17 protein-coding genes and 1 riboswitch are annotated in these 25,551 nt (G+C 66.9%); of the genes, 5 read left to right on the top strand and 12 right to left on the bottom strand.

Annotated features, from left to right (window positions below; all coding sequences use genetic code 11):
* Positions 1-12 precede the first annotated feature (12 nt).
* From QQA13_RS01330 to QQA13_RS01340, 3 genes are all read right to left on the bottom strand, one after another.
* Positions 13-1,005 (bottom strand): aldo/keto reductase, encoded by a 993-nt coding sequence (locus QQA13_RS01330; protein WP_108472068.1) that lies wholly within the window; start codon positions 1,003-1,005, stop codon positions 13-15.
* Positions 1,006-1,236: 231 nt separating this feature from the next.
* Positions 1,237-1,989 (bottom strand): glutathione S-transferase family protein, encoded by a 753-nt coding sequence (locus QQA13_RS01335; protein ID WP_108472067.1) that lies wholly within the window; start codon positions 1,987-1,989, stop codon positions 1,237-1,239.
* A 54-nt stretch (positions 1,990-2,043) separates the two neighbouring features.
* Complete coding sequence (locus tag QQA13_RS01340; RefSeq protein WP_108472066.1) at positions 2,044-2,442, bottom strand: acyl-CoA thioesterase; 399 nt, start codon at positions 2,440-2,442, stop codon at positions 2,044-2,046.
* Positions 2,443-2,635: 193 nt separating this feature from the next.
* Here QQA13_RS01340 and QQA13_RS01345 point away from each other — a divergent pair, with 193 nt between their 5' ends.
* Entirely contained in the window at positions 2,636-4,972 is a 2,337-nt protein-coding gene (locus tag QQA13_RS01345) for a S9 family peptidase (RefSeq protein WP_108472065.1), read from the top strand.
* Between the two features lie 154 nt (positions 4,973-5,126).
* Here the strand turns inward: QQA13_RS01345 and QQA13_RS01350 are convergent, their stop codons facing one another.
* The 6 genes from QQA13_RS01350 to glnK form a co-directional block, all read right to left on the bottom strand.
* A complete protein-coding gene (locus QQA13_RS01350; protein WP_108472064.1) occupies positions 5,127-7,034 on the bottom strand; it encodes a M56 family metallopeptidase in 1,908 nt (635 codons plus the stop codon).
* A 1-nt stretch (position 7,035) separates the two neighbouring features.
* Positions 7,036-7,422 carry a BlaI/MecI/CopY family transcriptional regulator gene (locus tag QQA13_RS01355; RefSeq protein WP_108472063.1) on the bottom strand — a complete coding sequence of 129 codons (387 nt, stop codon included), beginning with the start codon at positions 7,420-7,422 and terminating at the stop codon, positions 7,036-7,038.
* Between the two features lie 163 nt (positions 7,423-7,585).
* Positions 7,586-10,831 carry a TonB-dependent receptor gene (locus QQA13_RS01360; RefSeq protein WP_108472062.1) on the bottom strand — a complete coding sequence of 1,082 codons (3,246 nt, stop codon included), beginning with the start codon at positions 10,829-10,831 and terminating at the stop codon, positions 7,586-7,588.
* Between the two features lie 232 nt (positions 10,832-11,063).
* Entirely contained in the window at positions 11,064-12,089 is a 1,026-nt protein-coding gene (locus QQA13_RS01365) for a ribonucleotide-diphosphate reductase subunit beta (protein ID WP_108472061.1), read from the bottom strand.
* A gap of 59 nt (positions 12,090-12,148) precedes the next feature.
* Positions 12,149-14,578, bottom strand: a complete 2,430-nt coding sequence (locus QQA13_RS01370) for a ribonucleoside-diphosphate reductase subunit alpha (protein WP_108472060.1) — start codon at positions 14,576-14,578, stop codon at positions 12,149-12,151.
* A gap of 154 nt (positions 14,579-14,732) precedes the next feature.
* A riboswitch (cobalamin riboswitch) is annotated at positions 14,733-14,948 on the bottom strand.
* A gap of 89 nt (positions 14,949-15,037) precedes the next feature.
* The gene (gene glnK / locus QQA13_RS01375; protein WP_108472059.1) at positions 15,038-15,376 is read right to left on the bottom strand and encodes a P-II family nitrogen regulator; all 339 of its coding nucleotides are present in this window, start codon (positions 15,374-15,376) and stop codon (positions 15,038-15,040) included.
* 180 nt (positions 15,377-15,556) lie between these two features.
* On the opposite strand from glnK, the gene QQA13_RS01380 reads away from it, so the two are divergent.
* The 3 genes from QQA13_RS01380 to QQA13_RS01390 all read left to right on the top strand — a co-directional run bounded on the left by QQA13_RS01380 (position 15,557) and on the right by QQA13_RS01390 (position 19,395).
* On the top strand, positions 15,557-15,817 hold the full coding sequence (locus tag QQA13_RS01380; protein WP_056389254.1) for an accessory factor UbiK family protein: 261 nt from the start codon (positions 15,557-15,559) through the stop codon (positions 15,815-15,817).
* A gap of 148 nt (positions 15,818-15,965) precedes the next feature.
* On the top strand, positions 15,966-17,459 hold the full coding sequence (locus tag QQA13_RS01385; protein WP_108472058.1) for a YifB family Mg chelatase-like AAA ATPase: 1,494 nt from the start codon (positions 15,966-15,968) through the stop codon (positions 17,457-17,459).
* A gap of 148 nt (positions 17,460-17,607) precedes the next feature.
* Positions 17,608-19,395 carry a cation:proton antiporter gene (locus tag QQA13_RS01390; RefSeq protein ID WP_108472057.1) on the top strand — a complete coding sequence of 596 codons (1,788 nt, stop codon included), beginning with the start codon at positions 17,608-17,610 and terminating at the stop codon, positions 19,393-19,395.
* A 36-nt stretch (positions 19,396-19,431) separates the two neighbouring features.
* On the opposite strand, the gene aceA is transcribed toward QQA13_RS01390, so the two are convergent.
* Together aceA and aceB are read right to left on the bottom strand one after the other, a co-directional pair.
* On the bottom strand, positions 19,432-20,727 hold the full coding sequence (aceA, locus tag QQA13_RS01395; RefSeq protein ID WP_108472056.1) for an isocitrate lyase: 1,296 nt from the start codon (positions 20,725-20,727) through the stop codon (positions 19,432-19,434).
* 61 nt (positions 20,728-20,788) lie between these two features.
* The gene (gene aceB, locus QQA13_RS01400) at positions 20,789-22,402 is read right to left on the bottom strand and encodes a malate synthase A (RefSeq protein ID WP_108472055.1); all 1,614 of its coding nucleotides are present in this window, start codon (positions 22,400-22,402) and stop codon (positions 20,789-20,791) included.
* A gap of 123 nt (positions 22,403-22,525) precedes the next feature.
* Between aceB and QQA13_RS01405 the strand changes: the two genes are divergently transcribed.
* Positions 22,526-23,560, top strand: a complete 1,035-nt coding sequence (locus QQA13_RS01405; RefSeq protein WP_108472054.1) for a LysR family transcriptional regulator — start codon at positions 22,526-22,528, stop codon at positions 23,558-23,560.
* A gap of 21 nt (positions 23,561-23,581) precedes the next feature.
* On the opposite strand, the gene QQA13_RS01410 is transcribed toward QQA13_RS01405, so the two are convergent.
* On the bottom strand, positions 23,582-25,543 hold the full coding sequence (locus tag QQA13_RS01410; RefSeq protein ID WP_108472053.1) for an acyltransferase family protein: 1,962 nt from the start codon (positions 25,541-25,543) through the stop codon (positions 23,582-23,584).
* Between the last annotated feature and the right edge of the window lie 8 nt (positions 25,544-25,551).

Here is a 25,551-nt window from a genome sequence, read left to right on the forward strand (position 1 = left end):
CGCAGCAGGGTTTTACACGTTCACCATGTGCATCATCGAGTCGGCGTAGCGGTTGCCGGCGACGGCATCGGGCGGGAATACCGCGTCGATGGCGGCGAGCTCGGCAGGGCTGAGCCGCACGTCGAGCGCAGCCAGGTTTTCGTCCAGCCGTGAGCGCTTGCGCGTGCCGGGAATCGCCAGCACGTCGTCGCCCTGCGCCAGCACCCAGGCCAGCGCCAGCTGCGCGGGCGAGCAGCCCTTGTCGGCGGCCAGTGATTTCACCTGCTCGACCAGCCGCAGGTTGCGGGTGAAGTTGTCGCCCATGAAGCGTGGACTGTTGCGCCGGTAGTCGTCGGCGTCGAAGTCGTCCGGCGAGCGGATCGCGCCGGTGAGGAAGCCGCGACCCAGCGGCGAATAGGCCACCAGGCTGACGCCGAGTTTGCGGCAGGCATCGAGCATGCCGTTGGTTTGCGGGTCGCGCGTCCACAGCGAGAACTCGCTTTGCAGCGCCGCGATCGGATGCACCTTGCACGCGCGCTCCAGCGTGGCGCCGGAGGCCTCGCTCAGGCCGAGATGGCGCACCTTGCCCGCGCTAACCAGCCCGGCCATCGCGCCGACGGTCTCTTCGATCGGCACGGTCGGGTCGACGCGATGCTGGTAGTACAAGTCGATGGTGTCGATGCCCAGCCGCTTGAGGCTGGCGTCGCAGGCGGCGCGCACGTAGTCCGGACGGCCGTTGACGCCGCGTGCGGCCGGGTTGTCCGGGTCGCGCACGATGCCGAACTTGGTGGCGATGAAGGCCTGTTCGCGGCGACCCTTGATCGCCTTGCCCAGCAGTACCTCGTTGGTGTGCGGACCGTACATGTCGGCGGTGTCGAGCAGGTTGAGGCCGCGATCCATCGCGCGGTGGATGGTGGCGATCGACTCGGCGTCGTCGTGGGTGCCGTAGAACGCGCTCATGCCCATGCAGCCGAGGCCGAGGGCGGAGACTTCGGGGCCATTCTTTCCAAGAGTGCGGGTCTGCATGAGGCGGCTCCGGTGGGTGAAGGTTGGCGCATGGTGCGCCGTGAGGGTCGTCGGATACATGCTCAATGATGGCTGTCACCAATCCATGCAAGACAACCATCGCGATGGATCGGTTCGAAGCCATGCGGCTGTAGACGCGGATCGTCGGGCTGGGCAGCCTCACCGCCACGGTGGACCACGCCCGCGTGTGTCGTGATGGCTCCTCCCCCTGCGTTGCAGGGGAGGGTGCAATCACGACGCGCGTGGTGGGCCGGGGCGCGGCGTGCTGGTGCCGAGCGTGTCGCTGGTCAGCGGGGCGCCAGCGGTGATAAGGGCGCCGCGCTGCTCGGCCAGCGGCAGGCGCAGCATGCAGTCCTCGAAGCCGGCCAGTTTCCGGAACACCGGCAGCGCCTGCACCTGCGCCACCAGCGCGGCCATCAGCGGCCAGCGTTCCGCGTCGATCGCGTAGCGCACGAACGAGGCGGTGCGGAAGAAGCTGGCGAGGCTGATATCGGCGATCGACAGTGCACCGAACACGAAGCCGTCGTCCGGCAGCTGCTGCTCCAGGTAGTCGAGTGCGGCAGGGATCGCCTGGTCGCGCGCGTGCTGCACCACCGCCTCGTTGGGCACTTCGCCGAAGATGTGGCGCTTGATCGCGAGTTGATAGAACAGCCGCCAGATCAACCCGTCGGCCAGCCGCGTGTCGGCGTATTCCTCCAGCCAGCGCGCGCGGGCGCGATCGGCGATGTCGCGCGGGTAGAGCGCCGGCGTGGGCTGCCGGTCCTCCAGGTACTGGCAGATCACCGAGGAGTCGTTGAGCACCAGCGCGCCGTCGACCAGCACCGGGATGCGGCGCAGCGGGCTCAGCCGGGAAAACTCGTCGTCGCCCACGAACGGCGCGATCGGGTCGACTTCATATTCCAGCCCCTTCAGCTCCAGGCACACCAGCACCTTGCGCACGTAGGGCGAGAGGTAATTGCCGATGACTCTGAGGCGCTGCGACATGGCGCGGCTCCGGGAACATGGATGGCGCAGCGTGCAACCGCCGGTGCAGGCCCGTCAAGCGGGGTCGATGGTGTCCGGCAGCGCCGGGATCGCCGTGGGCGAGCCGTTGGAATCCAGCGCGATCATCACGAAGCGGCCGGTGGTGCAGATCCGGCGGTCGCCGCTGAGCGGATCCTCGGCGGTCATTTCCACCTCGACGTGCATCGAACTGCGGCCGACCCTGACCACGCTGGCGACCAGTTCGACCAGCTGGCCGGTACGCACCGGCACGCGGAAGTTCACCTCCTCCGAGCGCGCGGTGACCACGGTGCGCCGTGCGTAGCGCGAGGCCACGATGAAGGCGGCCTTGTCCATCCACGCCAGCGCCTGGCCGCCGAACAGGGTGCCGAGGTGATTGGTGTGGTCGGGGAAAACCATTTCCAGCAGGCGGGCTTCGATCGGGGCAGGCGGCATCGGGGGTGGCTTCCATGGAGGACGGGTGCGGGTTGCGTGGCGTCCATGCGGTGGCGCATCTTGCGGCATGAGCGGGGCAATCGGGACCAATGGCAGGGGTGCCATCGGTCATGCCACGTTAGCATCGGGTGTTCGGTGCATCTGGGCCAGGGTCGGCAACCGCAGGAATCCGCTTCCGCAAGGGGAACGCAACATGGGTTTGAAGATCGGCAGTTCACGCGTGCTTGGCGCGCTGGTCATGGGAACATTGTCCGCCGGCGTGGCCGCGCAGGGACGGACGTTGAGCGCGAACGACTACGCGCAGGCGGAACGCTTCATGAGCTACAACACCGCACCGCTGGTCGATCACGCGGTGCAGAAGGTCGACTGGCTGGATGACGGCCACTTCTGGTATGTCGACCACGATGCCGGCGGCGATCACTTCGTGCGGATGGATGCGGCCAGCGGCAAGGCCGCGCCGCTGTTCGATCAGGTGAAGCTGGCCGCGGCGCTGGGCAAGGCCAGCGGCAAGCCGGTCGATGCGGAGAAGTTGCCGGTGACCGGCTACGAGGCGAAGCCGGACGGCCGCATCGACGTCGCCGTGCGCGGCAAGCACTACGTATGCGACCTCGCCGCCGCCGAGGCGAGCTGCGTCGACCGCGCCTCGCTGGTGAAGACCGGCAAGGAGCCGGGCGCGCTGTCGCCGGACAAGCAGAGCGAGGCGTTCATCCGCGACTGGAACCTGTGGCTGCGCGACGTCGCCAGCGGCAAGGAAACCCAGCTCACCACCGACGGCGTCGAGAACTTCGGCTACGCCACCGACAACGCCGGCTGGAAGCACACCGACAACGCGATCGTGGAGTGGTCGCCGGATTCGAAGCGGATCGCCACCTTCCAGCAGGACCAGCGCAAGACTGGCGAGATGTACCTGGTCAGCACCAACGTCGGCCATCCGAAGCTGGAGAAGTGGAAGTACCCGCTGGTCGGCGACAAGGACGTGACGATGATCGAGCGCGTCATCATCGATGTCGCCGCGAAGAAGGTCACGCGCCTGCAGATGCCGCCGGACCAGCACCGCTCCAGCCTGTGCGACGACGTCAGCTGCGGCCCCGATGGCGGCTGGGACGACGTGAAGTGGGCGGCGGACGGCAAGACGCTGGCCTTCGTCTCCACCTCGCGCGATCACAAGCACGAGTGGTTACGCATCGCCGACGCGAACACCGGCAAGGTGCGCACGGTGTTCGAGGAAGTGGTGCCGACGTACTACGAGAGCGGCAATGGTGCGGTGAACTGGCGCTACCTGCCCGAGACGAACGAGGCGATCTGGTTCAGCGAGCGCAACAACTGGGGCAACCTGTACCTGTACGACCTCACCAGCGGCAAGCTCAAGCATGCGATCACCAGGGGCGACGGCAACGTCACCGAGGTGCTGAAGGTCGATCCGAAGACGCGCACCGTGTGGTTCCGCGGCGTCGGCCGCACGGCGGGCGTGAACCCGTACTACCAGCAGTTCTTCAAGGTCAGCCTGGACGGCGGCAAGCCGGTGCTGCTGACGCCGGAAGCGGCCGACCATACGGTGACGCTGTCGCCGGACGGCAAGGCCTTCGTCGATGCGTATTCCACCCCGACCACGCCGCCGGTCACCGTGCTGCGCAGCGCGGTCGACGGCCGTCAGCTGGCCAGCGTGGCCACCGCCGACATCTCGCGCCTGAAGGCCGCCGGCTGGGTACCGCCAATCCCGTTCACCGTGAAGGGCCGCGACGGCAAGACCGACCTGTACGGCATGATGTTCAAGCCGACGAACTTCGATGCGTCGAAGAAGTACCCGATCATCGACTACATCTATCCGGGCCCGCAGACCGGTTCGGTGCGGGGGCGCAGCTTCTCCTCCGCACGCGCCGACCACCAGGCGATGGCGGAACTCGGCTTCATCGTGATCGCGCTCGACGGCATGGGCACGCCGTGGCGCTCCAAGGCGTTCCACGACGCCTACTTCGAGCACGTCGAGGACAACACGCTGCCTGACCAGGTGCTTGGCATCAAGGAACTCGGCAAGAAGTATCCGTGGATCGACCTGGACCGCGTCGGCATCTGGGGCCATTCCGGCGGCGGCAACGCCACCGCCGCGGCGATGTTCCACTACCCCGACTTCTTCAAGGTCGGCTGGGCCGAGAGCGGCAACCACGACAACCGCAACTACGAGGACGACTGGGCCGAGAAGTGGCAGGGCCTGCTGGTGACCGACAAGGACGGCAAGACCAACTACGACGCCCAGGCCAACCAGAGTTTCGCCAAGAACCTCAAGGGTCGCCTGATGCTGGTGCACGGCACCATGGACGACAACGTGCCGCCCTACCAGACCCTGCTGGTGGCCGACGCGCTGATCAAGGCGAACAAGGATTTCGACCTGCTGCTGATCCCGAATGTCCACCACGGCTACGCCGCAGCCACCCCGTACGCCACCCGCCGTCGTTGGGACTACTTCGTGCAGTACCTGGCCGGCAACACGCCGCCGCACGAGTACCAGCTGAAGGCGTGGCCCTGGCGCTGAGCGCTACGTCCGGTTCCTCCCCTTACGCAGCAGGGGGAGGTCAGGAGGGGGTAACGCTCTTGACCTTGACTTGATGAAGAGCGACCCCGCCCCAGCCCTCCCCTGCGAGCAGGGGAGGGCAAAACGATGCGTCGCGGGGCGGCCGTGATTCCGCTCAGCGCAGGGCCGTCGGCTTCGCGACGCCCTTGGCCAGTGCTTCGTCGATCAAGGCACTGATCTGCCGGTTGGCTTCAGCGGTGGCCTGCTCCTGCCGTTTGCCCAGCGCATCCTGCTTTGCGCCGAGCGCATCCTGCTGTTTGGCGAGCGCATCCTGCTGGCGCGCCAGCTCGTCCTGTTGCCGAGCGAGGTCGTTTTCACCGGCCTGCAGATGTGTCTGCGCCGCCTCGACTTCGGCCCGGCGCTTGTCGTTGTGTGGATCCATGTCCAGCGCCGCCTGCGCGCCTGCCAGCTTGGCCTGTTCGGCGGCCAGTTGCCCCTGGCGCATGCCCAGCGAACCCTGTCGTGCGCCAAGCCCGCCTTGCTCGCCGCCTAGGCGTCCCTGCTCGCCACCCAGCTCACCCTGCTGTCTTCCCAGCTCGCTTACCGGTGCATAGATGGCCTTGGCACGCTGGAGGTAGGTGCTGTCGCGAACCACGTAGGACTTGTTGCCGCGACGGAACCACAGGATGGGCTCGTTTCCCTTGCGCAGCCGGTTCACCGCATCGACGTCGGCGTCCGAGCCGTTGACCGTGACCGAATCGCCATCGAGCAAGGCGAAACCGTAGGCAGCATCGGACGAGGTTTCGATACTGACGTGGTGTGCTGAAAAGCTGTGCGTGCGAGACGGTGGGGGCGGCGGAGGCGGAGGCGGCAAGGGCGCGCTTGGCGGCGGAGGGGGCGGGAGCGCTGCAACGGGCGGCGGAGGCGCGGGTAGTGTGTTCATGGGTGGCGCTGGAGGCGCCGGGGGGACGGATCGCATGGCGGCCACCGGTGCCGCCGGCGCAACGGCCGTGGTGCTGGCCACCGGCGACGCGGCATTGTGCTGTTTGCTGTTCGCGGCGGTGACGCGGTAAGGCAGCACGCCGGCCATGGCGACCAGCGCCACCAGCAGCCATCCGCGCAAATGCCGGTGGGAAACGGGGTCAACATGCTGGAGCATGGTCAGTCGCCTCTTCAGGTTCTGGAACGTGGGGGACGCGCCGGCAAGACCGGCGTGGATCGGACGGGATACGCCCAGGCGCAGCAGCAGCTGGGCGTATGCATGGGGTGGCGTGTCGGTCTGCCGCAGCACGTCGGCGTCGCAGGCGGCCTCGCGTTCGAAGGCGTACTCGCGCATCGCCCACCGCACCATGGGATGGAAGAAGAACAGTCGCGAGGCGATGGCCGGCAGCCAGCCCAGCCACAGGTCGCCGCGCCGCAGATGAGCCAGTTCGTGCGCAATGGCCATCGCCGATTCGGCGGGCGTCATCGCATGCACGGCGGGAAACAGCACCACCGGCTGGCGCAGGCCGTTCACCTGGGGTGAATCGATATCGGCGCAGACGTACAGCGGTGGGCAACGCCGCAGGCCGAGCGCGCGTGCACGTTGCGCGCACAGGATCTGCATCGGCACGTCGGCCAATGGTGCGGCCTGCTCCAGCAACTGACGCGAGCGACGCCACTGGCGCGCCAGCAAGGGTAATTGCGCCAGCATGGCCGTCAGCCAGAGCAGGGGCAGCAGCACCCGCCAGGAAAGGGGTGACTCTGTCGCGACGCTGTGTGGTGCTGGCTCGTGTGATGGTGTCGGTGTGGCGCGAAGGGCGATGGACGCTGCCGGTTCGCGTGCCAGCGCGGCCGGGATGGATGGCTCGTTCGCGCTGGTGGTGACCGGTGCCAGCAGCGGCAGCGCCAGTGGCGCGTGCCAGCACAGCCCGAGCAGCAATTGCAGGCTGACCAGCCACCACAGCGAGCAACGCAGCGCGGCCGGCAGTCGTGGCAACAGGCGCACGATCAGCAGCACCACGGCGATCAGTACGCTGGCCTGGATGGACGTCCAGACGAGCCGGGTGAACAACACATCCGCGAGGTGGCCGAGAGTGTTCATCTCATGCTCCCTTGCGTCGCGATTGCAGCTGCGCCACCAGCGCCTCGAGTTCGGCCAGTTCGCTGTCGGAGACTTCGCCGTGTTCCGACATCCACGCCACGAACGGCGAGACCGAACCGCTCAGCGTCTTCTCGACGAAGCTGCCCACCGCGCTGCGCACCGCTTCGCCGGCGCCAGTGGCGGTGCTGTAGCGGAACATGCCGCTCAGTTGCTTGCGCTTGAGATAACCCTTGCCGCGCAGCCGCTCCATCATGGTCAGCACGGTGGAGCGGGCCAGCCCGCGCGGCTCGCCGAAACTTGCCGCCACCTCGCCGACCGAGGCGGCGCCGGAGTCGTCGATGTGCTGCAGCAGCGCCAGTTCCTGGTCGCCGATGGTGGGTTTGCGCATGGCCGGGCCCCGTGTGACTACAGATGTAGTCAACATATGCCTTGACTACATCTGTAGTCAATAGGCCGTCGGTCACGCCGGCGGCGGCACGACCCTGCCGGGGTCCGAAAAAAAGCCGGCGCCATCGAGGCGCCGGCGGTTCGTGCTGCGTGTGGCGGGTCGCTCAGAACGTGTAGCGCAGTGTCAGCATCGCCGACCAGCGCGAGACCACGCGGCTGGGGTCGTAGAAGCCACCGTCGTAGGTCTGCAGTAGCTGCGGCTGGTAGTTGCCGTTCTTGTCTTTCGGCAGCGTATACACGTACTGGCCCTGCGCGTTCACGCCGGCGTAGCTGGCGAGCGTGCGGGTCGGGTAGATGCCGGTATTGCGCTGCTGGCCCCAGTCCTTGTTGAGCAGGTTGAGCATGTTGTAGACGTCCAGACGCAGCTCGCCCTTGTTGCCCTTGAAGATGCCCGGCACTTCCTGCGAGAAGCTCATGTCCAGTTCGTTCACCCAAGCGGTGCGCGTGCCGTTGCGACCGGCGATCTGGCCGCGGTGGTCCTTGAGGTACTTCTCGTTGGCCAGGAATGCCTGGAACTGGTCGATCAGCTGCTGGCTGGTGCCGGGCGCGTACGTCACCTTCGGGTCGTTGGCGGACGGGATGTAGGCCGGGTCCCAGCCGGAGATGCTGTCGCCATTGGCGTCGTTGCTGAACACCCAGGTGTACGGCATGCCGGTGTGGCCGCTATAGAACGCCGACACCTGGGTCTGGTAGTCGCCGAAGAACGCGTGCTGCCAGGTCAGCGAGGCCTTCAGCGCCTTGGCCACGTTGTAATTGGAGGTGGCCTCGACGTTGGAGTTGGGGTTCAGCCGGGCAACGCGCTGGTAGCCGTTGTAGGCGATCGTGTCGGTGCCCGGGTCGACGTCGGTGGCGTGGTTGAAGGTCAGGCTGAGGTTGCCGAACCAGTTTGCCGAGAAGGGCTTGTTCAGCGCCAGGGTGAGGCTGTCCGACTTGCCCTTGTGGGTATTGGTGAGCAGGGTCGACTGCGTGCTGAAGGCACGGTTCTGGTTGGCCAGCGCGTCCTTCGAGACTGGCGCCTCGCCCGGCGTCTTCCAGAACTGCTCGCGGCCGTCCGGCAGCACGCCGGTGGGCGCGCCGAAGTTCAGCGCCTGGTACAGGATGCCGTCGCGTACCTGGATGTGCTGGTACTCGGCCGACGCGGTCAGTCCCCACCACGGCAGCTCGCGGTCCAGCGCCAGGCTGGCCTTCCACACGGTCGGCAGGCGGAAGTCCCTGGCGATGGTATCGATCGAGCCTGCGCCGCCGCCGGCCGGGATGTTCTGGTTGAACGGATCCGGACTGAACGCCGCCTGCGAGGGATCGAACGTGTTGTAGGAGAGCAGGGTGATGCCGTTGTTCTGGTACGGGTTGGTCATCCACACCGTGGGCGGCGAGGTCTGGAACAGGCCGACGCCGCCGCGCAGCTGGGTCTTGTAGCTGCTGTCGAACAGGTAGTTGAACGACAGGCGCGGCTCGACCACGCGGTTGCCCGGACCCACCGTGTAGTTGTTCGGGTAGCCGAAGGCCCGCGCGAACGCGGCGTTGTAGACCGGCGGCGCGCTGGAATGCGGGATGTCCACGCGCACGCCGTATTGCACCGACAACTGCTCGTTGACCTGCCAGGTGTCCTGCAGGAACGGGCTGTACTGGCTGTAGGTCCACTTGCCGGCAATGTCATTGAGCGTGTAGCCGGGCGCCGGGTGGAACAGGATGTACGAGTTGTAGTTGCCGGCGGCGAAGTTGTCGATGCCCCAGAAGTTGTACTGGCCGAATTCGGTCTGCCCGAACAGGTTGTTGATCTTGTTGCTCTGGTAATCGATGCCGCCCTTGATCGCGTGGTCGCCGACGTAATAGGTGCCGGCCAGGAACACGCTGAACTTCTTGGTATCGATGTGGTTGTAGTGGCGGAAGCGCTCCTCGCCCAGGTTCACCGACGGACCCTTGCCGGTCGGCGACAGGTTCACGTTCACCGCCGGCTGCTGGAACGGCGCGGCGGTGTCCTGCACGAACTTCTGGAAGCCGACCTTGGTTTCGGTGGAGAAGCTGTCGCTCCAGTCGTCGAACACATGGGCGACGTAGTTGTTGGTGGTGATCGTCTTGGTATAGGTGTAGCTGGTCAGGCCCACACTGTTCGGGCTGTTGCCGCCTACCGCGGGCAGCAGCTCCTTGGTGCGCTGGAAGGTGAAGCTGGCGCGGTGGTTGTTGGTGATGTTCCAGTCGATCTTGCCGAGGTAGCGCTTGTCGTCGTAGGTCAGCCCGGTCGGGCCGCCGAACGTGCCCGGGGTCAGGCCAAGCTGCTTGGCCGCGTCGATGATCTTCTGCAGGTCGCCCGGCGAGACCTTGTTGCTGGTGGACGGACCGTTGCCCAGCGAGTCGTCCAGGCCGTTGGCCGAATCGGCGCCGATGCCGGTGGTCTTCTCGTGCTCGGCCGAGACGAAGAAGAACAGCTTGTCCTTGATGATCGGGCCGCCGACGTTGAAGCCGTAGGTGGTGTCCTTCTGGTAGCCCTTGTAGTGGTAGCCCGGGTTGTCGCTGGGCAGCCAGCCGGCGTCGCCGACCAGGTGGTTGGCATTGCGGTAGGCGTAGTACAGCGCGCCATGGAACTGGTTGGTGCCGGACTTGGTCACCGCGTTGACGTCGGCGCCGACTGTGTCGGAGGACGTGTCGTAGTTGGCGGTGGAGATGTTGTATTCGGCGATCGTCTCGGGCGAGATCGGCGACTTCTGGTAGGGCAGGCCGTTCGCGTTCAGGCCGAACGGGTCGCCCTGGGTCACGCCGTCGACGGCGATATTGTTGTAGCGGTTGTTCATGCCGGAGGCGGAGATCGCGCCGGTGCCCTGGTCGGTCACCGTGACGCGCGGGTCCAGGCGCACCACGTCGTCGATCGAGCGGTTGCCCTGCGGGGTTGCCTGCAGCTGGCGCTGCGAGATGTTGGTCGACAGCCCCTTGTTGTCCGAGGAGAAAGTCTGCGCCAGGGTCGAGGCGTTTACGGTGACCGCGCCGAGATTGCTTGCCTGCTGCGCACTGGCACCCATGCTCAGGTTGATCGACGATGGCTGGCCCAGCTGCAGGAACACGTTGTCCTGCTCCACGGCGGCCATGCCGGCCTTGGCCGCGGAGATCTCGAACGGACCGCCCACGCGCAACCCCTGCGCCGCGTAGCGGCCATCGGCGTCGGTGGTCACTTCCTTGGTGGTGCCGGTCGGCTGGTGCACGATCGTCACCGTGGCACCCGACACGGGCTGGCCATGGGCGTCCAGCACCCGGCCGCTGACGCCGGACGTGGTGATGTTCTGCGCGGCGACCGGCGCCATGGCCAGCAGTGAGGCGATGGCGAACGGCAGCACTCTGATGCGGATGGGAGTAGTCATCGGTGATCCTTGAGTGTGGGCAGCAGCGGGGGAGATCCGCCGTGCCCGTGCCGCCAGGCAACGGGCCTGGTGGTGTCGGATCGTCGATGGCTTTCCCCGGTTCGGACGAGTGCAGTTGCAGGATTCGCTGCCTGCTTGCCGCGGCTCGGCGAGTCATTCTAATGCCGTTCCGTGACAAGCCTGCATGTCCCAGGTGCCTTATCCGCACCCGCAAGAATTTGCGATAAATGGCTCAGAACGCCATGTCGAATGCCACCTCGCCTTGCACGCCAACCTGGTAGGCCGAGACGCGGCGTTCGAAGAAGTTGGCCAGTTCCTGCACATCCTGCAGGTCCATGAAGTCGAACGGGTTCTTCGCGCCGTATTTCTTCGGCAGGTCGAGCTGGGCCAGGCGCTGGTCGGCGCAGTACTCGAGGTACTGGCGCATGTCCCTCACCGACATGCCGGCGACGCCGCCGGACAGCACGTCTTCGGCGAAGAGCGTCTCGCAGGCGATCGCGTCCTCGATCATTTCCTCGACCTGGGCACGCATGGCGTCGTCGAACAGCTCCGGCTCCTGCGCGCGGACCGTGCGCACCACCTCGAATGCGAACGCCATGTGCCCGCTCTCGTCGCGGAACACCCAGTTGGTGCCGGCGGCCAGCCCGTGCAGCAGCCCGCGCGAGCGCAGGTAGTAGACGTAGGCGAAGGCGGCGTAGAAGAACAGCCCCTCGATGCAGGCGGCGAAGCAAATCAGGTTGAGCAGGAACTGGCGCCGGTGCTCGCGTGTTTCCAGCCGGCGCAGGTCCTGGATCGAGTCGATCCACTTGAAGCAGAACGCGCCTTTCTGCTGGATCGACGGGATCGTCTCGATGGCCGCAAACGCCGCGTTGCGTTCGACCGGGTCCGGAATATAAGTGTCCAGCAGGGTGAGGTAGAACTGCACGTGCAGCGCTTCCTCGTACAACTGGCGCGAGAGGAACATGCGCGCCTCCGGCGCGTTGATGTGCTGGTACAGGTTCAGCACCAGGTTGTTCGACACGATGGTGTCGCCGGTGGCGAAGAACGCCACCAGCCGCCGGATCAGGTGGCGATCGGCGGCGGACATTTTTGTGTCGAGGTCACGCGTGTCCATCGAGAAATCAACTTCCTCGACGGTCCAGGTGTTCTTGATCGCGTTGCGGTACCTTTCATAGAAGCCGGGGTAGCGCATCGGGCGCAGGGTGAGTTCGAAACCCGGATCGAGGATGTGGGCGTTGCGGATGGGTTGGGCGGACATGGCGGTTCCTTCTGAGAAAGGGGCGCCCTTCCCTGCATCGCAGGGGAGGGGCAAGAGCGTTATTGGCAGGCCTCGCAGTACTCCGGGTTCTCCAGCGAGCAAACGACAGCCGCGGTTGCCTGTGCCTGGTCGCTTACCGTGGTCTTGGCAATCTTCGTCGCCGGTCGCGAGCGCAGGTAATACGTGGTCTTGATGCCGGCCTTCCATGCGTACATGTACATGGACGAGAGCTGCCCGATGTTCGGGTTTTCCATGAACAGGTTCAGCGACTGGCTCTGGTCGATCCAGGCGCCGCGCGATGCGGCCAGGTCGATCAGCGATTTCTGCGGCAATTCCCACACGGTGCGGTAGATCTGGCGCAGCCGTTCGGGGATCGCGGCGATGCCCTGGATCGAGCCTTCCGCCAGCTTGATCGCGTCGCGGATTTCGGACGTCCATAGTCCCAGCGTCTTCAGCTCGTCGGCGAGATGGCGGTTCACCTGCAGGAAATCGCCGGACAGGGTTTCGCGCTTGAACAGGTTGCTGACCTGCGGCTCGATGCACTCGTAGCAGCCGGCAATCGAGGCGATGGTGGCGGTGGGCGCGATCGCGATCAGCAGCGAGTTGCGCAGGCCGTGCTGCTTGATGCGCTCGCGCAGGGCATCCCAGCGTGCGAGGTCATGCGGGGCGGCATCCGGCCAATGGTCGAACTGCAGCTCGCCGTTGCTGGCGCGACTCTCGGCGAAGCCGGGGTGCGCGCCGTCGGCCTCGGCCAGTTCGCACGATTGCGAGAGGGCGTGGAAGTAAATTTCCTCGGCGATGCGAGTGGACAGCGCCAGCGCCCCGGCCGAGTCGAACGGCAACCGCAGTTTGAAGAACACGTCTTGCAGACCCATCATGCCGAGCCCGACCGGACGCCACTTCATGTTCGCGTTGCGCGCAGTGTCGATCGGGTAGTAGTTGAGGTCGATCACGCGGTTTAACTGGCGTACCGCGGTGCGCACGGTCGCGGCGAGCTGGTCGAAGTCGAACGCGCCATTGGCGACATGTCGCGCCAGGTTCACCGAGCCGAGGTTGCACACCGCCGTCTCGGTCGCCGAACTGACTTCCAGGATCTCGGTGCACAGGTTGGACAGGTGGATCACGTTCCCGGGCATGGCCGTCTGATTGCTGGTGGCGTTGCAGCGATCCTTGAAGGTCATCCAGCCGTTGCCGGTCTGCGCCAGTGTGCGCATCATGCGGGCGTAGATCTCGCGCGCCTTGACGGTTTTCACCGCGAGACCGTCGGTTTCGGCCTGGGCATAGGCGCGATCGAACGTTTCGCCCCAGCTGTCGACCAGGTGCGGCACGACCTTTGGATCGAACAGCGACCAGTCGCCGTCGTTCTCGACCCGGCGCATGAACTCGTCGGGGATCCAGTTGGCGATGTTGAGATTGTGCGCGCGGCGCGCGTCGTCGCCGGTGTTGTCGCGCAGTTCCAGGAAATCCTCGATGTCGGCGTGCCACGATTCCAGGTAGACGCAGGCGGCGCCCTTGCGCTTGCCGCCCTGGTTCACCGCGGCGACCGAGGCATCCAGCGTCTTCAGCCACGGCAGCAGGCCGTTGGAGTGGCCATTGGTGCCGCGGATCAGCGAGCCGCGCGAGCGCACCCGCGAATAGGCCAGGCCGATGCCGCCGGCGAACTTGGAAAGCTTCGCCACGTCGGCGTACTTGTCGTAGATCGACTCCAGCGAATCGACCGGCGAGTCGAGCAGGTAGCACGAGCTGAGCTGCTCGTGCGCGGTGCCGGCGTTGAACAGGGTGGGCGAGCTGGCGAGGTATTCCAGCGAGGACAGTAGCCGATAGAGTTCCAGCGTCTCGCCGATCTCGTTGCCGCCCAGCGCGCAGGCGATGCGCATGAAGAAATGCTGCGGTGTCTCGATCACCCGCCGCTGTTGCGGGTGGCGCAGCAGGTAGCGGTCGTACACCGTGCGCAGGCCGAAGTATTCGAAGCGGCGGGTGGCCAATACGTCGATCGCGTCATTCAATTTGCGTGCGTTGGCGGCCACGAAGTCGCGCAGGCGCTCGTTGAGGATGCCCAGTTCCGCACCGCGCGCGATCGACTGCGAGAAACTCTGGATTTCCTGGCCGCTGACTTCCTTGTCGATGTACGCGCCGAGCAGCCGCGCGGCGAGCTGGCCGTACTCGGGTTCCTCGGCAGTGAGCGCGGCGGCGGTACGGATCGACAGCTGGTCCAGCTCGGCGGTGGTGGCGCCGTCGTACAGGCCGCCGATGGTCTTCAGCGCCACCCGCAGCGGATCGACCGCGTGCAGGCCTTCGGCGCTGCGCGTCACCGCGCGCACGATCTTGTTGACGTCGACGGCCTCCTGGCTGCCGTTGCGCTTGGTCACGTGCATGGATGCCGCGCTGTGCGGCGGAGTCAGCGCGAAGGCGGCTTCATCGGCGGACGGGATGGGAGATTCGGCGCGCGCGACGGCGCGCTCGCGTTCGGCGGTATCGAGGGCTTGCATGGCAGGTGGCTCCGGCGAAGGACATCAAACACCTGCTCCCGCGCGCAGGGCCTGATAGCGACGATTCCGGAGGCGACGCGCCAGCCGGCCACCCGACGGCGACCGACTCCACGACGCACTTCCCCGCGGAAGCCGTCACTACGCAGCGGGACACGTTCGTCCCGCTGTGCCGGCAGGTCTTCGGACTTGCGGACGAGGATCAGGGCGATCCGCCTACTTGCTCCCGCTTCCCAGCCACGGAGGGCCAGTGCAATGTGGGGGCGTTCGTTTCCGCTTTACCGCTGCGGGGCAGTTCCGGAGTCACACCGGATTCCCTTTTAAGCCCGACCGATGTCGCATCTGGTCGGGCACCGACGCACGCAACATATCGGGTGGTCTGGGCAGGGTCAACCCAACAACTTGTGCATAAGTCGTATTGCAGGCCGGGTGCGGCGGGCGCCGGCACGGGTGGCCGCGGCGTTACAGCGCGTCGTGATCGAGTTCGCCGGTGCGGATGCGGATCACCTGTTCCAGCGTGCTCACGAAGATCTTGCCGTCGCCGATCTTGCCGGTGCGGGCAGAGGCCTGGATCGCTTCGATCACGCGGTCGAGCTGGTCGTCGGCGACCGCCACTTCCAGCTTGATCTTGGGCAGGAAATCGACCACATACTCGGCACCCCGGTACAGTTCGGTGTGGCCTTTCTGGCGGCCGAACCCCTTCACCTCGGTGACCGTGATGCCCTGCACGCCGACTTCGGCCAGCGCCTCGCGCACATCGTCCAGCTTGAACGGCTTGATGATCGCCACGACCAGCTTCATGGGTTTTCCTTGGGAAGGCATCGGCCAGGGCCAAAGTCGCATTTTGCCTGTCCGGCCGGGTGTTGTCGCCTGAGCGAGGCTCGTGTAGGACAATCCTTACAATCTTTGACGGAGCATACCGATGGCGCCCCCGATTTCCGTTCACCTAGTATTTACCTCGACGAGCTCGAGGCGCTATCCATGATGGATAGGCAGGATATCGACAAGATTGCCCTGCGACTTGTGTCGTTGGTACCGCCAGGGGTGGCACAGGCGCATCAGGATTTGCGAACCAACTTCCAGGACGTTCTGGCGCAAGGATTGCGCCGCCTCGACCTGGTCACCCGCGAAGAATTCGAAGTCCAGTCCCAAGTACTGGCGCGCACTCGCGCCAAGGTCGACGAATTGGAGCGACGCGTGGCCGAACTGGAGGCCACGGTGGCTGCCCGCGCGGGTCAGTGACAACCACCTCCCGGGAGCCGCCTCCGATCCGTCACCCTCACCCCGAGAACGATCGGAGGCGGTTATTTATTAGTGCTGCTGGATGGAGTCGCTCGATGTCTGTACCTGTCAGCGACCCATCCCCCCTGCACCGGCGATCAGCGGCCGCATGAGCCTTGCCGTTACCCTCAGTCGTGCCCAGGAAGGGATCGCCGCACCGCAGGTGATGGTCGAGGTACATCTTTCCGGCGGCTTGCCGTGTACCAATATCGTCGGCCTGCCCGAGGCTGCGGTGCGCGAGGCGCGCGATCGCGTGCGCGTGGCAATCCAGAACACCGCCTTCGAATACCCCGGCCGTCGCGTCACCGTGAACCTGGCACCGGCCGAGCTGCCCAAGGACGGTGGCCGTTTCGACCTGCCGATCGCGCTGGGCATCCTCGCCGCCAGCGGCCAGGTGCCGCGCGAGAAACTGGATGACTGCGAGTTCCTCGGCGAGCTGGCGTTGACCGGCTCGCTGCGCAGCGTCTCCGGCGTGCTGCCGGCGCTGCTGCGTGCGCGTGCGCGCGGGCGCCGCGTGGTGGTGCCGCTCGAGAACGCTGCCGAGGCGGCGCTGGTGCCGGACGTGGACGTGCGCGTGGCCAGCACCCTGGCCGAAGTGTGCGGCTGGTTGCGCGGCGCGCACGAGCTGTCGATGCCGGTCGGTATTCCCAGCAACGGTGGCGCCGACGACGGGCCGGACCTGGCCGACGTGCGCGGCCAGTTGCAGGCGCGGCGCGCGCTGGAGATCACCGCCGTCGGCGGCCATCACCTGCTGCTGGTGGGGCCGCCGGGCACCGGCAAGACCATGCTGGCCGAGCGTCTGCCCGGCATCCTGCCGCCGCTGTCGGAGTCGGAGGCGCTGGAAACCTGCGCCGTGCTGTCGGTGGCCGGCCAGGTCACCGATCCGAAGCACTGGCGGCGGCGGCCCTTTCGCGCGCCGCATCACACCGCGTCGGCGGTGGCGCTGGTCGGCGGCGGTTCGTATCCGCGCCCGGGCGAGATCTCGCTGGCGCACAACGGGGTGCTGTTCCTGGACGAGTTGCCCGAGTTCAGCCGGCATGTGCTGGAAGTGCTGCGCGAGCCGATGGAATCGGGCCACATCATGATTTCGCGGGCGGCGCGGCAGTCGATGTTTCCGGCGCAGTTCCAGCTGGTCGCGGCGATGAATCCCTGCCCCTGCGGCTACGCCGGCAATCCCCGCTGCCAGTGCACGCCGGACCAGATCCAGCGCTACCGCGCACGCATCTCCGGACCGCTGCTGGACCGCATCGACCTGTGCGTGGAAGTGCCGCCGGTGCCGCTGGCGGAGCTGGGTACGCCACGCAATGAACGCGACGAGGATTCCGCCACGGTGCGTGCGCGCGTGCTCAAGGCACGGCGGCAATCGCTGATGCGCGCGGGCCGGCCGAACGCCGAGATCAGTACGCGCGAACTGGAGCGCGACTGCGCGCTGGGGCCGGCCGAGCGGCGCTGGTTCGAATCGGCGCTGGAGCGGCTGGGCCTGTCCGCCCGCGCCTATCATCGCGTGCTGCGGGTAGCCCGCACGATCGCTGACCTCGATGGCGGCGCCGCGTTGCTGGAGCGCGAACACCTGGCCGAGGCACTGCAGTACCGCCGGTTTTAGGGCGGGAGTGCGTGCAGGGAAGTGGGCAGCGGGGAAAACACGCATCCGCTCCTGCTCACGCGTCACGCCGCACTCCTCCGCTTTTCAGGCGCTGGACGTGTGCACCGCCGCGTGTTCCGATGGCGGCCCGAGGTGTCCAAGGATTGCGATGACGATCGAGCTGGGCCTGATGCTCGCCGGCATGCTGATGATCGGTTTCCTGGCGCAGTGGCTGGCGTGGCGGGTGAAGTTGCCGGCAATCCTGTTCCTGCTGCTGGCCGGCATCGTGCTGGGACCGGTCGGTGGCGTGCTCGATCCGGACAAGTTGCTGGGCGAGCTGCTGTTCCCCATGGTCTCGCTGGCGGTGGCGCTGATCCTGTTCGAGGGCAGCCTGACCCTGCGTTTCCACGAACTGCCGGGGATCGGCAAGGCGGTGCGTGGATTGGTCAGCTACGGCGCGATCGCTTCACTGCTGATGCTGGCGCTGGCCGCCCATCTCGTCGCCGGGCTGGCCTGGCCGATCGCGTTGCTGTTCGGCGCGCTGGCCTGCGTGACCGGGCCGACGGTGATCGCGCCGATGCTGCGCACGCTGCGCCCGAACGCGCGCATCGCCAACACGCTGCGCTGGGAAGGCATCGTGATCGACCCGCTGGGTGCGCTGTTCGCGGTGCTGATCTACGAGGCGATCGTGTCGCGCCAGGAGGGCCACACCATCGGTGTGTTCATCGCCACGATCGGCTGCGGCGTGGGCATCGGCGCGTTGTCCGCCTGGCTGATGGCGTTCTTCCTGCGCCGGCAGATGATCCCCGAGTACCTGCAGAACTACGCGGTGCTGGCCGCGGTGCTGCTGGCCTTCAGCATCTCCAACACGCTGACCCATGAGTCGGGGCTGCTGGCGGTGACGATCATGGGCATCGCGCTGGGCAACCTGCGCGGCGTGCACATCGACGACATCCTCGATTTCAAGGAAAGCCTCACCACGGTGCTGGTGTCGCTGCTGTTCATCCTGCTGGCGGCGCGGCTGCACTGGCCGCTGCCGGACGGCATGCTGGGCGCGGGCATCGTGTTGTTCCTGATCGCGCAATTCCTGGTGCGCCCGCTGACCGTGGCGCTCTCGAGTTTCGGCAGCGGATTGAACTGGCGCGAGCGCGCGCTGATCGGCTGGGTGGCGCCGCGCGGCATCGTGGCGGCGTCGGTCTCCGCGTTGTTCGCATTGCGCCTGGACCAGCTCGGCGTGGCCGGCGCGGAAGCGCTGGTGCCACTGGTGTTCACCCTGATCATCGGCACGGTGATCCTGCAGAGCGCCACCGCGCGGCCGCTGGCGATCTGGCTGAAGGTGGCGGAGCCGGAGCCGCGCGGCGTGCTGGTCTTCGGCTCGGATCCGGTCGCCCGTGCGATCGGCAAGTCGCTGCACGAGGCCGGTTTCCGCATGGTGCTGGCCGACGACGACTGGGACGGCATTCGACTGGCGCGGATGGAAGGTCTGGCCACGTTCTTCGGCAACCCGGCCTCGCCGCATGCCGAACGGCACCTCGATCTCACCGGCATCCGCCGGTTGCTGGCGGTGTCTACCCATCGCGAGCGCAACTCGCTGGCCTGCGTGCACTACCGGCAGGAATTCGGCCGCGCGAAGGTGTACCGGCTGCGCAACCTCACGCCGCAGGAGAATACCGATCGCGCGGCGCTGGCCGGCAGCCTGCTGGCGCCGCCACTGTTCGACGAGGAAATGACCCACGGCCGCTTCGCCGAGATGATGGAGCAGGGCTGGCGGATCAAATCGACGAAACTGACCGCCACCTTTGACTGGCCGCACTTCATCGAGCAGTACGGCTCAAACAGCGTGCTGATGTTCGGCGTGGAGGAGAAAGGCGCGTTGCGGGTGGCTTCGACCAGGCGTGAGCTGGAGCCGAAGCCGGGCTGGACGGTCATCGCGCTGGTGCCGCCGTCCAGCGTGTAGCAGCGCACCCCGTGCGCTGCTACACCATGGCCGACGTCAGGCCGCCGATGCCTGCTTGAACTGCGCTTCCTCGGTCGAACCTTTCAGCGCCGTGGTCGAGGACTGGCCCTGCTGGATCGCCTGGGTGACGGCATCGAAATAACCCGTGCCGACTTCGCGCTGGTGCTTGACCGCGGTGAAGCCACGCTCGGCGGCGGCGAATTCCTTTTCCTGCAGTTCCACGAACGCGCTCATCTGGCGGCGGGCGTAGTTGTGCGCCAGGTCGAACATGCCGTAGTTGAGGCTGTGGAAGCCGGCCAGGGTGATGAACTGGAACTTGTAGCCCATCGCGCCCAGTTCCTTCTGGAAGTTCGCGATGGTGGCGTCGTCCAGGTTCTTCTTCCAGTTGAAGCTGGGCGAGCAGTTGTAGGCCAGCATCTTGCACGGGAATTTCGCGTGGATCGCTTCGGCGAAGCGGCGCGCGTCATCCAGGTTCGGCTTGCTGGTCTCGCACCAGATCAGGTCGGCGTACGGCGCGTAGGCGAGGCCGCGGCTGATCGCCTGATCCAGGCCGGGACGCACGCGGAAGAAGCCCTCGACGGTGCGCTCGCCGGTGATGAACGGGCGGTCGTTGGCGTCAATGTCGGAGGTCAGCAGGTCGGCGGCGTCGGCGTCGGTGCGCGCCACGATCAGGGTCGGCACGCCGGCGACGTCGGCGGCCAGGCGCGCGGCGTTCAACTTGTCGACTGCCTCGCGGGTCGGCACCAGCACCTTGCCGCCCATGTGGCCGCACTTCTTCACCGAGGCCAGCTGGTCTTCGAAATGCACGCCGGCGGCACCGGCCTCGATCATCGCCTTCATCAGCTCGAATGCGTTGAGCACGCCACCGAAACCGGCTTCGGCGTCGGCCACGATCGGCACCAGCCAGTCGATCTCGTCCTTGCCTTCGGCATGGTGCAACTGGTCGGCGCGCAGCAGCGTGTTGTTGATCCGCTTGACCACCAATGGCACCGAGTTGGCCGGGTACAGCGACTGGTCGGGGTACATCTCGCCGGCCACGTTGGCGTCGGCGGCGACCTGCCAGCCGGAGAGGTAGATCGCCTGCAGGCCGGCCTTGACCTGCTGCATCGCCTGGTTGCCGGTAAGCGCACCCAGCGCATTGACGAAGTCTTCCTTGTGCAGGGATTTCCACAGTCGCTCGGCACCGCGGCGGGCCAGCGAGTGTTCGACCGCGACGGTGCCGCGCAGGCGCGCCACGTCCTCGGCGGAGTAATTGCGCTGGACGCCGGCCCAGCGTGGGTTGTTGTTCCAGTCCAGCGAGATCTGTTCGGCGGTGGGCAGGGCGGTCTTCATGGCGTGGCTCCGGTGATGGCGTTGTTGCAGGGGCGCACGCTGTGCGCTCCCACGAGGTCGATCAGGCGAGTTGTTCGTAAGCGGGCAGGGTGAGAAAGTCGCCGAGCTGGTCGGCATGGGTCATCGCGCTGAGCAGGGCGGCAGCAGCGTCGGCGCGGGCGGCGCCGGGGTGCTGGCTGCCCTGCAGGCGATGGGTGTGGGCGGCCACGGCGTGATCGAACAGGGCGAAGTCGATCGGTGCGTGGTCGGGGAACTCGAGTGCGTCGGTGTTCGAATCGTCGGCGTGATGGAGCCACTGCCACAGCTGCGCGCGGGCAATTTCGGCTGTGGCGGCATCCTCCATCAGGTGGTGGATCGGCACGCAGCCCAGGCCGTCCAGCCAGGCGGCGGTGTAGCGCAGGCAGACCTCGACGTTGTTGTCGAAGCCGGCGCGGGTGATCGTGCCGTTCGGTGCGGCGAGCAGCTGTTCGCGGCTCACCTGCACGTCGGTGCGCAGCACGCCCAACTGGTTCGGCGTCGGCATGTACTCATCGAAAATCTGCTGCGCCACCGGCACCAGCGCCGGGTGCGCCACCCAGGTGCCGTCGTGGCCGGCCTGCACTTCGCGCAGCTTGTCGGCACGCACCTTGGCCAGCGCCGCCTCGTTCGCCGCGTCGTCGCCCTTGATCGGGATCTGCGCGGCCATGCCGCCCATCGCGAACGCGCCGCGGCGGTGGCAGGTCTGGATCAGCAGCTCGGAGTAGGCCTTCAGGAACGGCGCGGTCATCTGCACCTGGCCGCGCTCCGGCAGCAACCGGTCGCGGTGACCTCTCAGTGTTTTCAAGTAGGAAAAGATGTAGTCCCAGCGGCCGCAGTTGAGGCCGACCGCGCGACGGCGCAGCGCGTGCAGGATCTCGTGCATCTGGAACGCCGCCGGCAGCGTCTCGATCAGCACGGTGGCCTTCATCGTGCCGACCGGCAGCTGCAGCTCGTCCTCGGCGGCGGCCATCACCGCATCCCACAGCGCGGCTTCCTCCATCGCCTCGAGCTTGGGCAGGTAGAAGTACGGGCCACGGTCGCGGCGGTGCAGTGCGCGGGCGTTGTGGAACACGAACAGGCCGAAGTCGACCAGCGCGCCGGCCATCGGCTCGCTGTCCACGCTGAAGAACTTGTCGTGCAGGTGCCAGCCGCGCGGGCGCACCACCAGCACGGCCGGGTTGTCGTTGACGCGATAGCTCTTCCCTTCAGGCGAGGTGAACCCGATCGTGCCGTCCACCGCGTCGCGCAGGTTGAGCTGGCCGTCGAGCTGGTTGGCGAAGGTGGGCGCCGAGGAATCCTCGAAGTCGGCCATGAACACCTTCGCGCCGGAGTTCAGCGCGTTGATGATCATCTTGCGCTCGACCGGGCCGGTGATCTCGACGCGGCGGTCCTGCAGCGCGGCCGGGATCGGTGCCACGGCCCAGTCGGACTCGCGGATCGCCAGCGTATCGGCGCGGAAGTCCGGCAGGCCGCCGGCGTCGTAGCCGGCCTGGCGCTCGCGCCGGGCCTGCAGCAACTGCTGCCGGGTGGACTCGAAGCGGCGGTGCAACCGGGCCAGGAAATCCAGCGCCGCGGGGGTGAGGATGCCTGCGTAACTGGCCGGGTCGGCGTGGATCTCGACGCTGCCGAGTTCGAGTCGTTCCTGCGGGACTGCCATGGGTTCGCTCCGGGTCGTGGGTGACTCGAAGCTAGGGCAGTGATCGTGTGTTTGACAAAGTGAATGTTTCAATTACTAATATTGATAAAATCAATCTGTAATGCAATTGACTGAAATCACTCGATGAAAAAGCACACGGGCACGCCGAACAAGTCAAAAAAAATACACCGCAGCGCAGCAAAAAAGCGCGCCGGCGGCGAGCCTGCCGATGTCGGCCGTTTCTATTACAAGGGCAACCGCCACAAGCAGCTGCGCGCCTTCGTCAGCGTGGTGAAGCTGGGTACGCTGACCCGTGCCGCCGAGGCGCTGTTCCTGTCGCAGCCCACGATCAGCCTGCAGTTGCAGGCGCTGGAGCGCGAACTTGGCGTGAGCCTGCTCGAGCGCCGCCGCCGGCGCATCAACCTCACCGACGCGGGCGAGGCGCTGTACGAGCTGGCGCGGCCGCTGGTGGAGGGCTGGGACACGCTGGACCGCGACTTCCAGGCCCGCGTGAAGGGCCTGCAGGCCGGCCGGCTGACCATCGCCGCCGGTACCTCGACCATCCAGTACCTGCTGCCCGAGCTGGTGCGCCGCTACCGCGAGCAGCATCCGGCCGTGCAGCTGCAACTGGCCAACGTCACCGGCAAGGACGGCCTGGCGCTGTTGCGCGCGGACGAGGCCGACTTCGCGGTCGGCTCGATGCTGGACGTGCCCAACGACATCGCCTGGGCGCCGGTACAGCACTACGACCCGATGCTGATCATGCCGCCGGACCATCCACTGGCGGCGAAGGACAAGATCACGCTGGAGGATATTTCGCCGTACGGCCTGATCCTGCCGCCGCAACGGTTGTCCACCTACCGCCTGGTCGACCTGGTGTTCCAGCAGCGCCAGGTGCCATACCACGTGGCGATCGAGGTGGGCGGTTGGGACGTGATCAAGGAATACGTGGCGATGGGCCTGGGAATATCCATCGTCACCGGCATCTGCATCACCGCGGTCGACCACGCGCGCCTGGCCGTGCGCAACATGCAGCAGTTTTTCCCGCAACGCAGCTACGGCGTGGTGATGCGCAAGGGCAAGTTCCTCAGCGCCGAGGCGCGCGCCTTCATCGACCTGATCCGCCCCGGCCTGCTGACCCATCGCGACTACGACGAGCCGGGGCATTCGGGGCGCTGATCCGCGCCCGCGTCAGCCGGGTCAGCGCGCCGCCTTCGCGATCAGTGCGTCCAGGTGCATGCGCCGGGCGAGCAGGAGCGAGCCGTCGTACGACAGGTGGCCGTCGTCGCGGTACAGGAAGGTACCGTCCAGTTCGGTGCGGCACGCCTTGGTGCCGCACAGGAACGCATCGAACGACACCACCTCGACATCGGCCTGTGCGTGGATCCGCTGCAGGAAGGCGAACACCCGGCGCTTGCTGGCACGGTACTGTGCCAGCGGGATGTCGCAGTCGATGAAGCGGCCGAACAGCGTGCGGTTGCGCGCCTTGCGCTCGAGGCAGTGGCTGTAGTCGAAGCCGTCGCCCGGCGGCGGCGCCACGATCACCACGCGGCGGCCCAGCGCACGGACCCGGCCGATGGTGGCGGCCAGTGCCGCCAGCGCGGTGTCTGCATCGGGCGGTTCCACTCGCGCCTGCCCGTCGACCACGTGCAGCATGCGCCGCGCCGGGTCGAAGTACTCGTAGAACGGACTGGACAGCACCACCGTGCGGATCTCCGGATGCGCGGCAAGGTAGGCGATCACCGAGTCGTTGAAACTCAGGCAGCGCTCGGCGAACTCGCGCGTGTACACGCGGTAGATCTGCGCCAGTCCCAGCAGCGGCCCGCAGGCGCTCTTGGTGGCCTGCAGCACCCCGCCGGGCATGGTGGCGGCCAGCCCCGGCACCAGATGCATGGCGAACGAGTCGCCCCAGATCATCGTGGCCGGGTGCGCCGCGTTGCTGCAGCGCATGGTGTATTCCAGGCGCTGGTAGCCGTCACACACCGCGTCGAAGCCGACGTTGTCGCGGCGTAGCCAGGCGTAGTCGATCGCTGGCCCGCGCAGCGCATGGGTGCCGCTGTGCGCGGCGAGGGTGAGCGGCAGCAGCGCCAGGCCCAGCGAAGCGGCCAGTGCGGCCAGCGACCAGCGTCCCGGTGAATGCAGTTCAAGCCGGCGCACCGGCCGCTCGACGCCGCGGTACAGGGCGAAGCCCAGCAGCAGCGCCAGCGCGACTGCGCCCGCCAGGACCGTCGGCGCAGGCGTGCCGAAGGACGGGTCGCCGGCGTAGACATTGTTGAGCAGGGCGAAGACCGGCCAGTGCACCAGGTACAGCGAGTAGGAGGCGTCACCGACCGCGGCCAGTACGTTCGGCAGCGGCCGGTCCTGCAACTCGGGGTGCCGACGCATGATCACGACCAGGGTCGCCACGCAGACGATCGCGATGTTGGCGAAATGAGGTGCGGGCAGCGGCCACACCGGCACCACGAACAGCGCGGCCAGCGCCGGCAGGAACAGGCGCGCCACCCAGGCCTGCCGGCGCGGGCCCGGTGCGCCGGCCAGCGCCGCGAGCGAGCCGATCGCCAGCTCCCAGGCGCGCGTGGGCAACAGGTAGAACGCCACCTCGGGCCGCGAGTAGCTCAGCACCACGCACAGTGCGAAGCTGGCCGCCAGCACCAGCACGCTGCTGGCGAACCACCAGCGCTGCGGTACCAGCAGCAGCGCCGCCGGCAACAGCAGGTAGTACTGCTCCTCCACCGCCAGCGACCACACGTGCAGCAGCGGCTTGAGCGCCGCAGTGCCCGCGAAGTAGCCGGTCTGCTGCAGCAGCACGAAGTTGCCGGTGAAGCTCACCGCACCGGCGAGTTGCCGGGTGAAATCCTGCCATTCGCTGGCATCGAGCAGGAAGAACGCGGCTGCCGCGGTCACCGCAAAGGTGACGTACGCGGCCGGCAGCAGCCGTTTGGCGCGGCGGAAGTAGAACGTGGCGAAGCGGAAGCGGCCCTGACCGATGTCCCTGGCCAGCAGGCCGGTGATCAGGAAACCGGAAATGACGAAGAAGATGTCGACGCCCAGCCAACCCGCGTCGATGAAGCCGGCGCGGGCGTGCTGCAGGATCACCAGCAGCACGGCCAGGCCACGCAGGGCCTGGATATCGCTGCGCAACGGCGGCCTGCCTGCATCCATGCCCGTCC

Source organism: Rhodanobacter thiooxydans, from assembly GCF_030291135.1.
Lineage (GTDB): Bacteria > Pseudomonadota > Gammaproteobacteria > Xanthomonadales > Rhodanobacteraceae > Rhodanobacter > Rhodanobacter thiooxydans_A.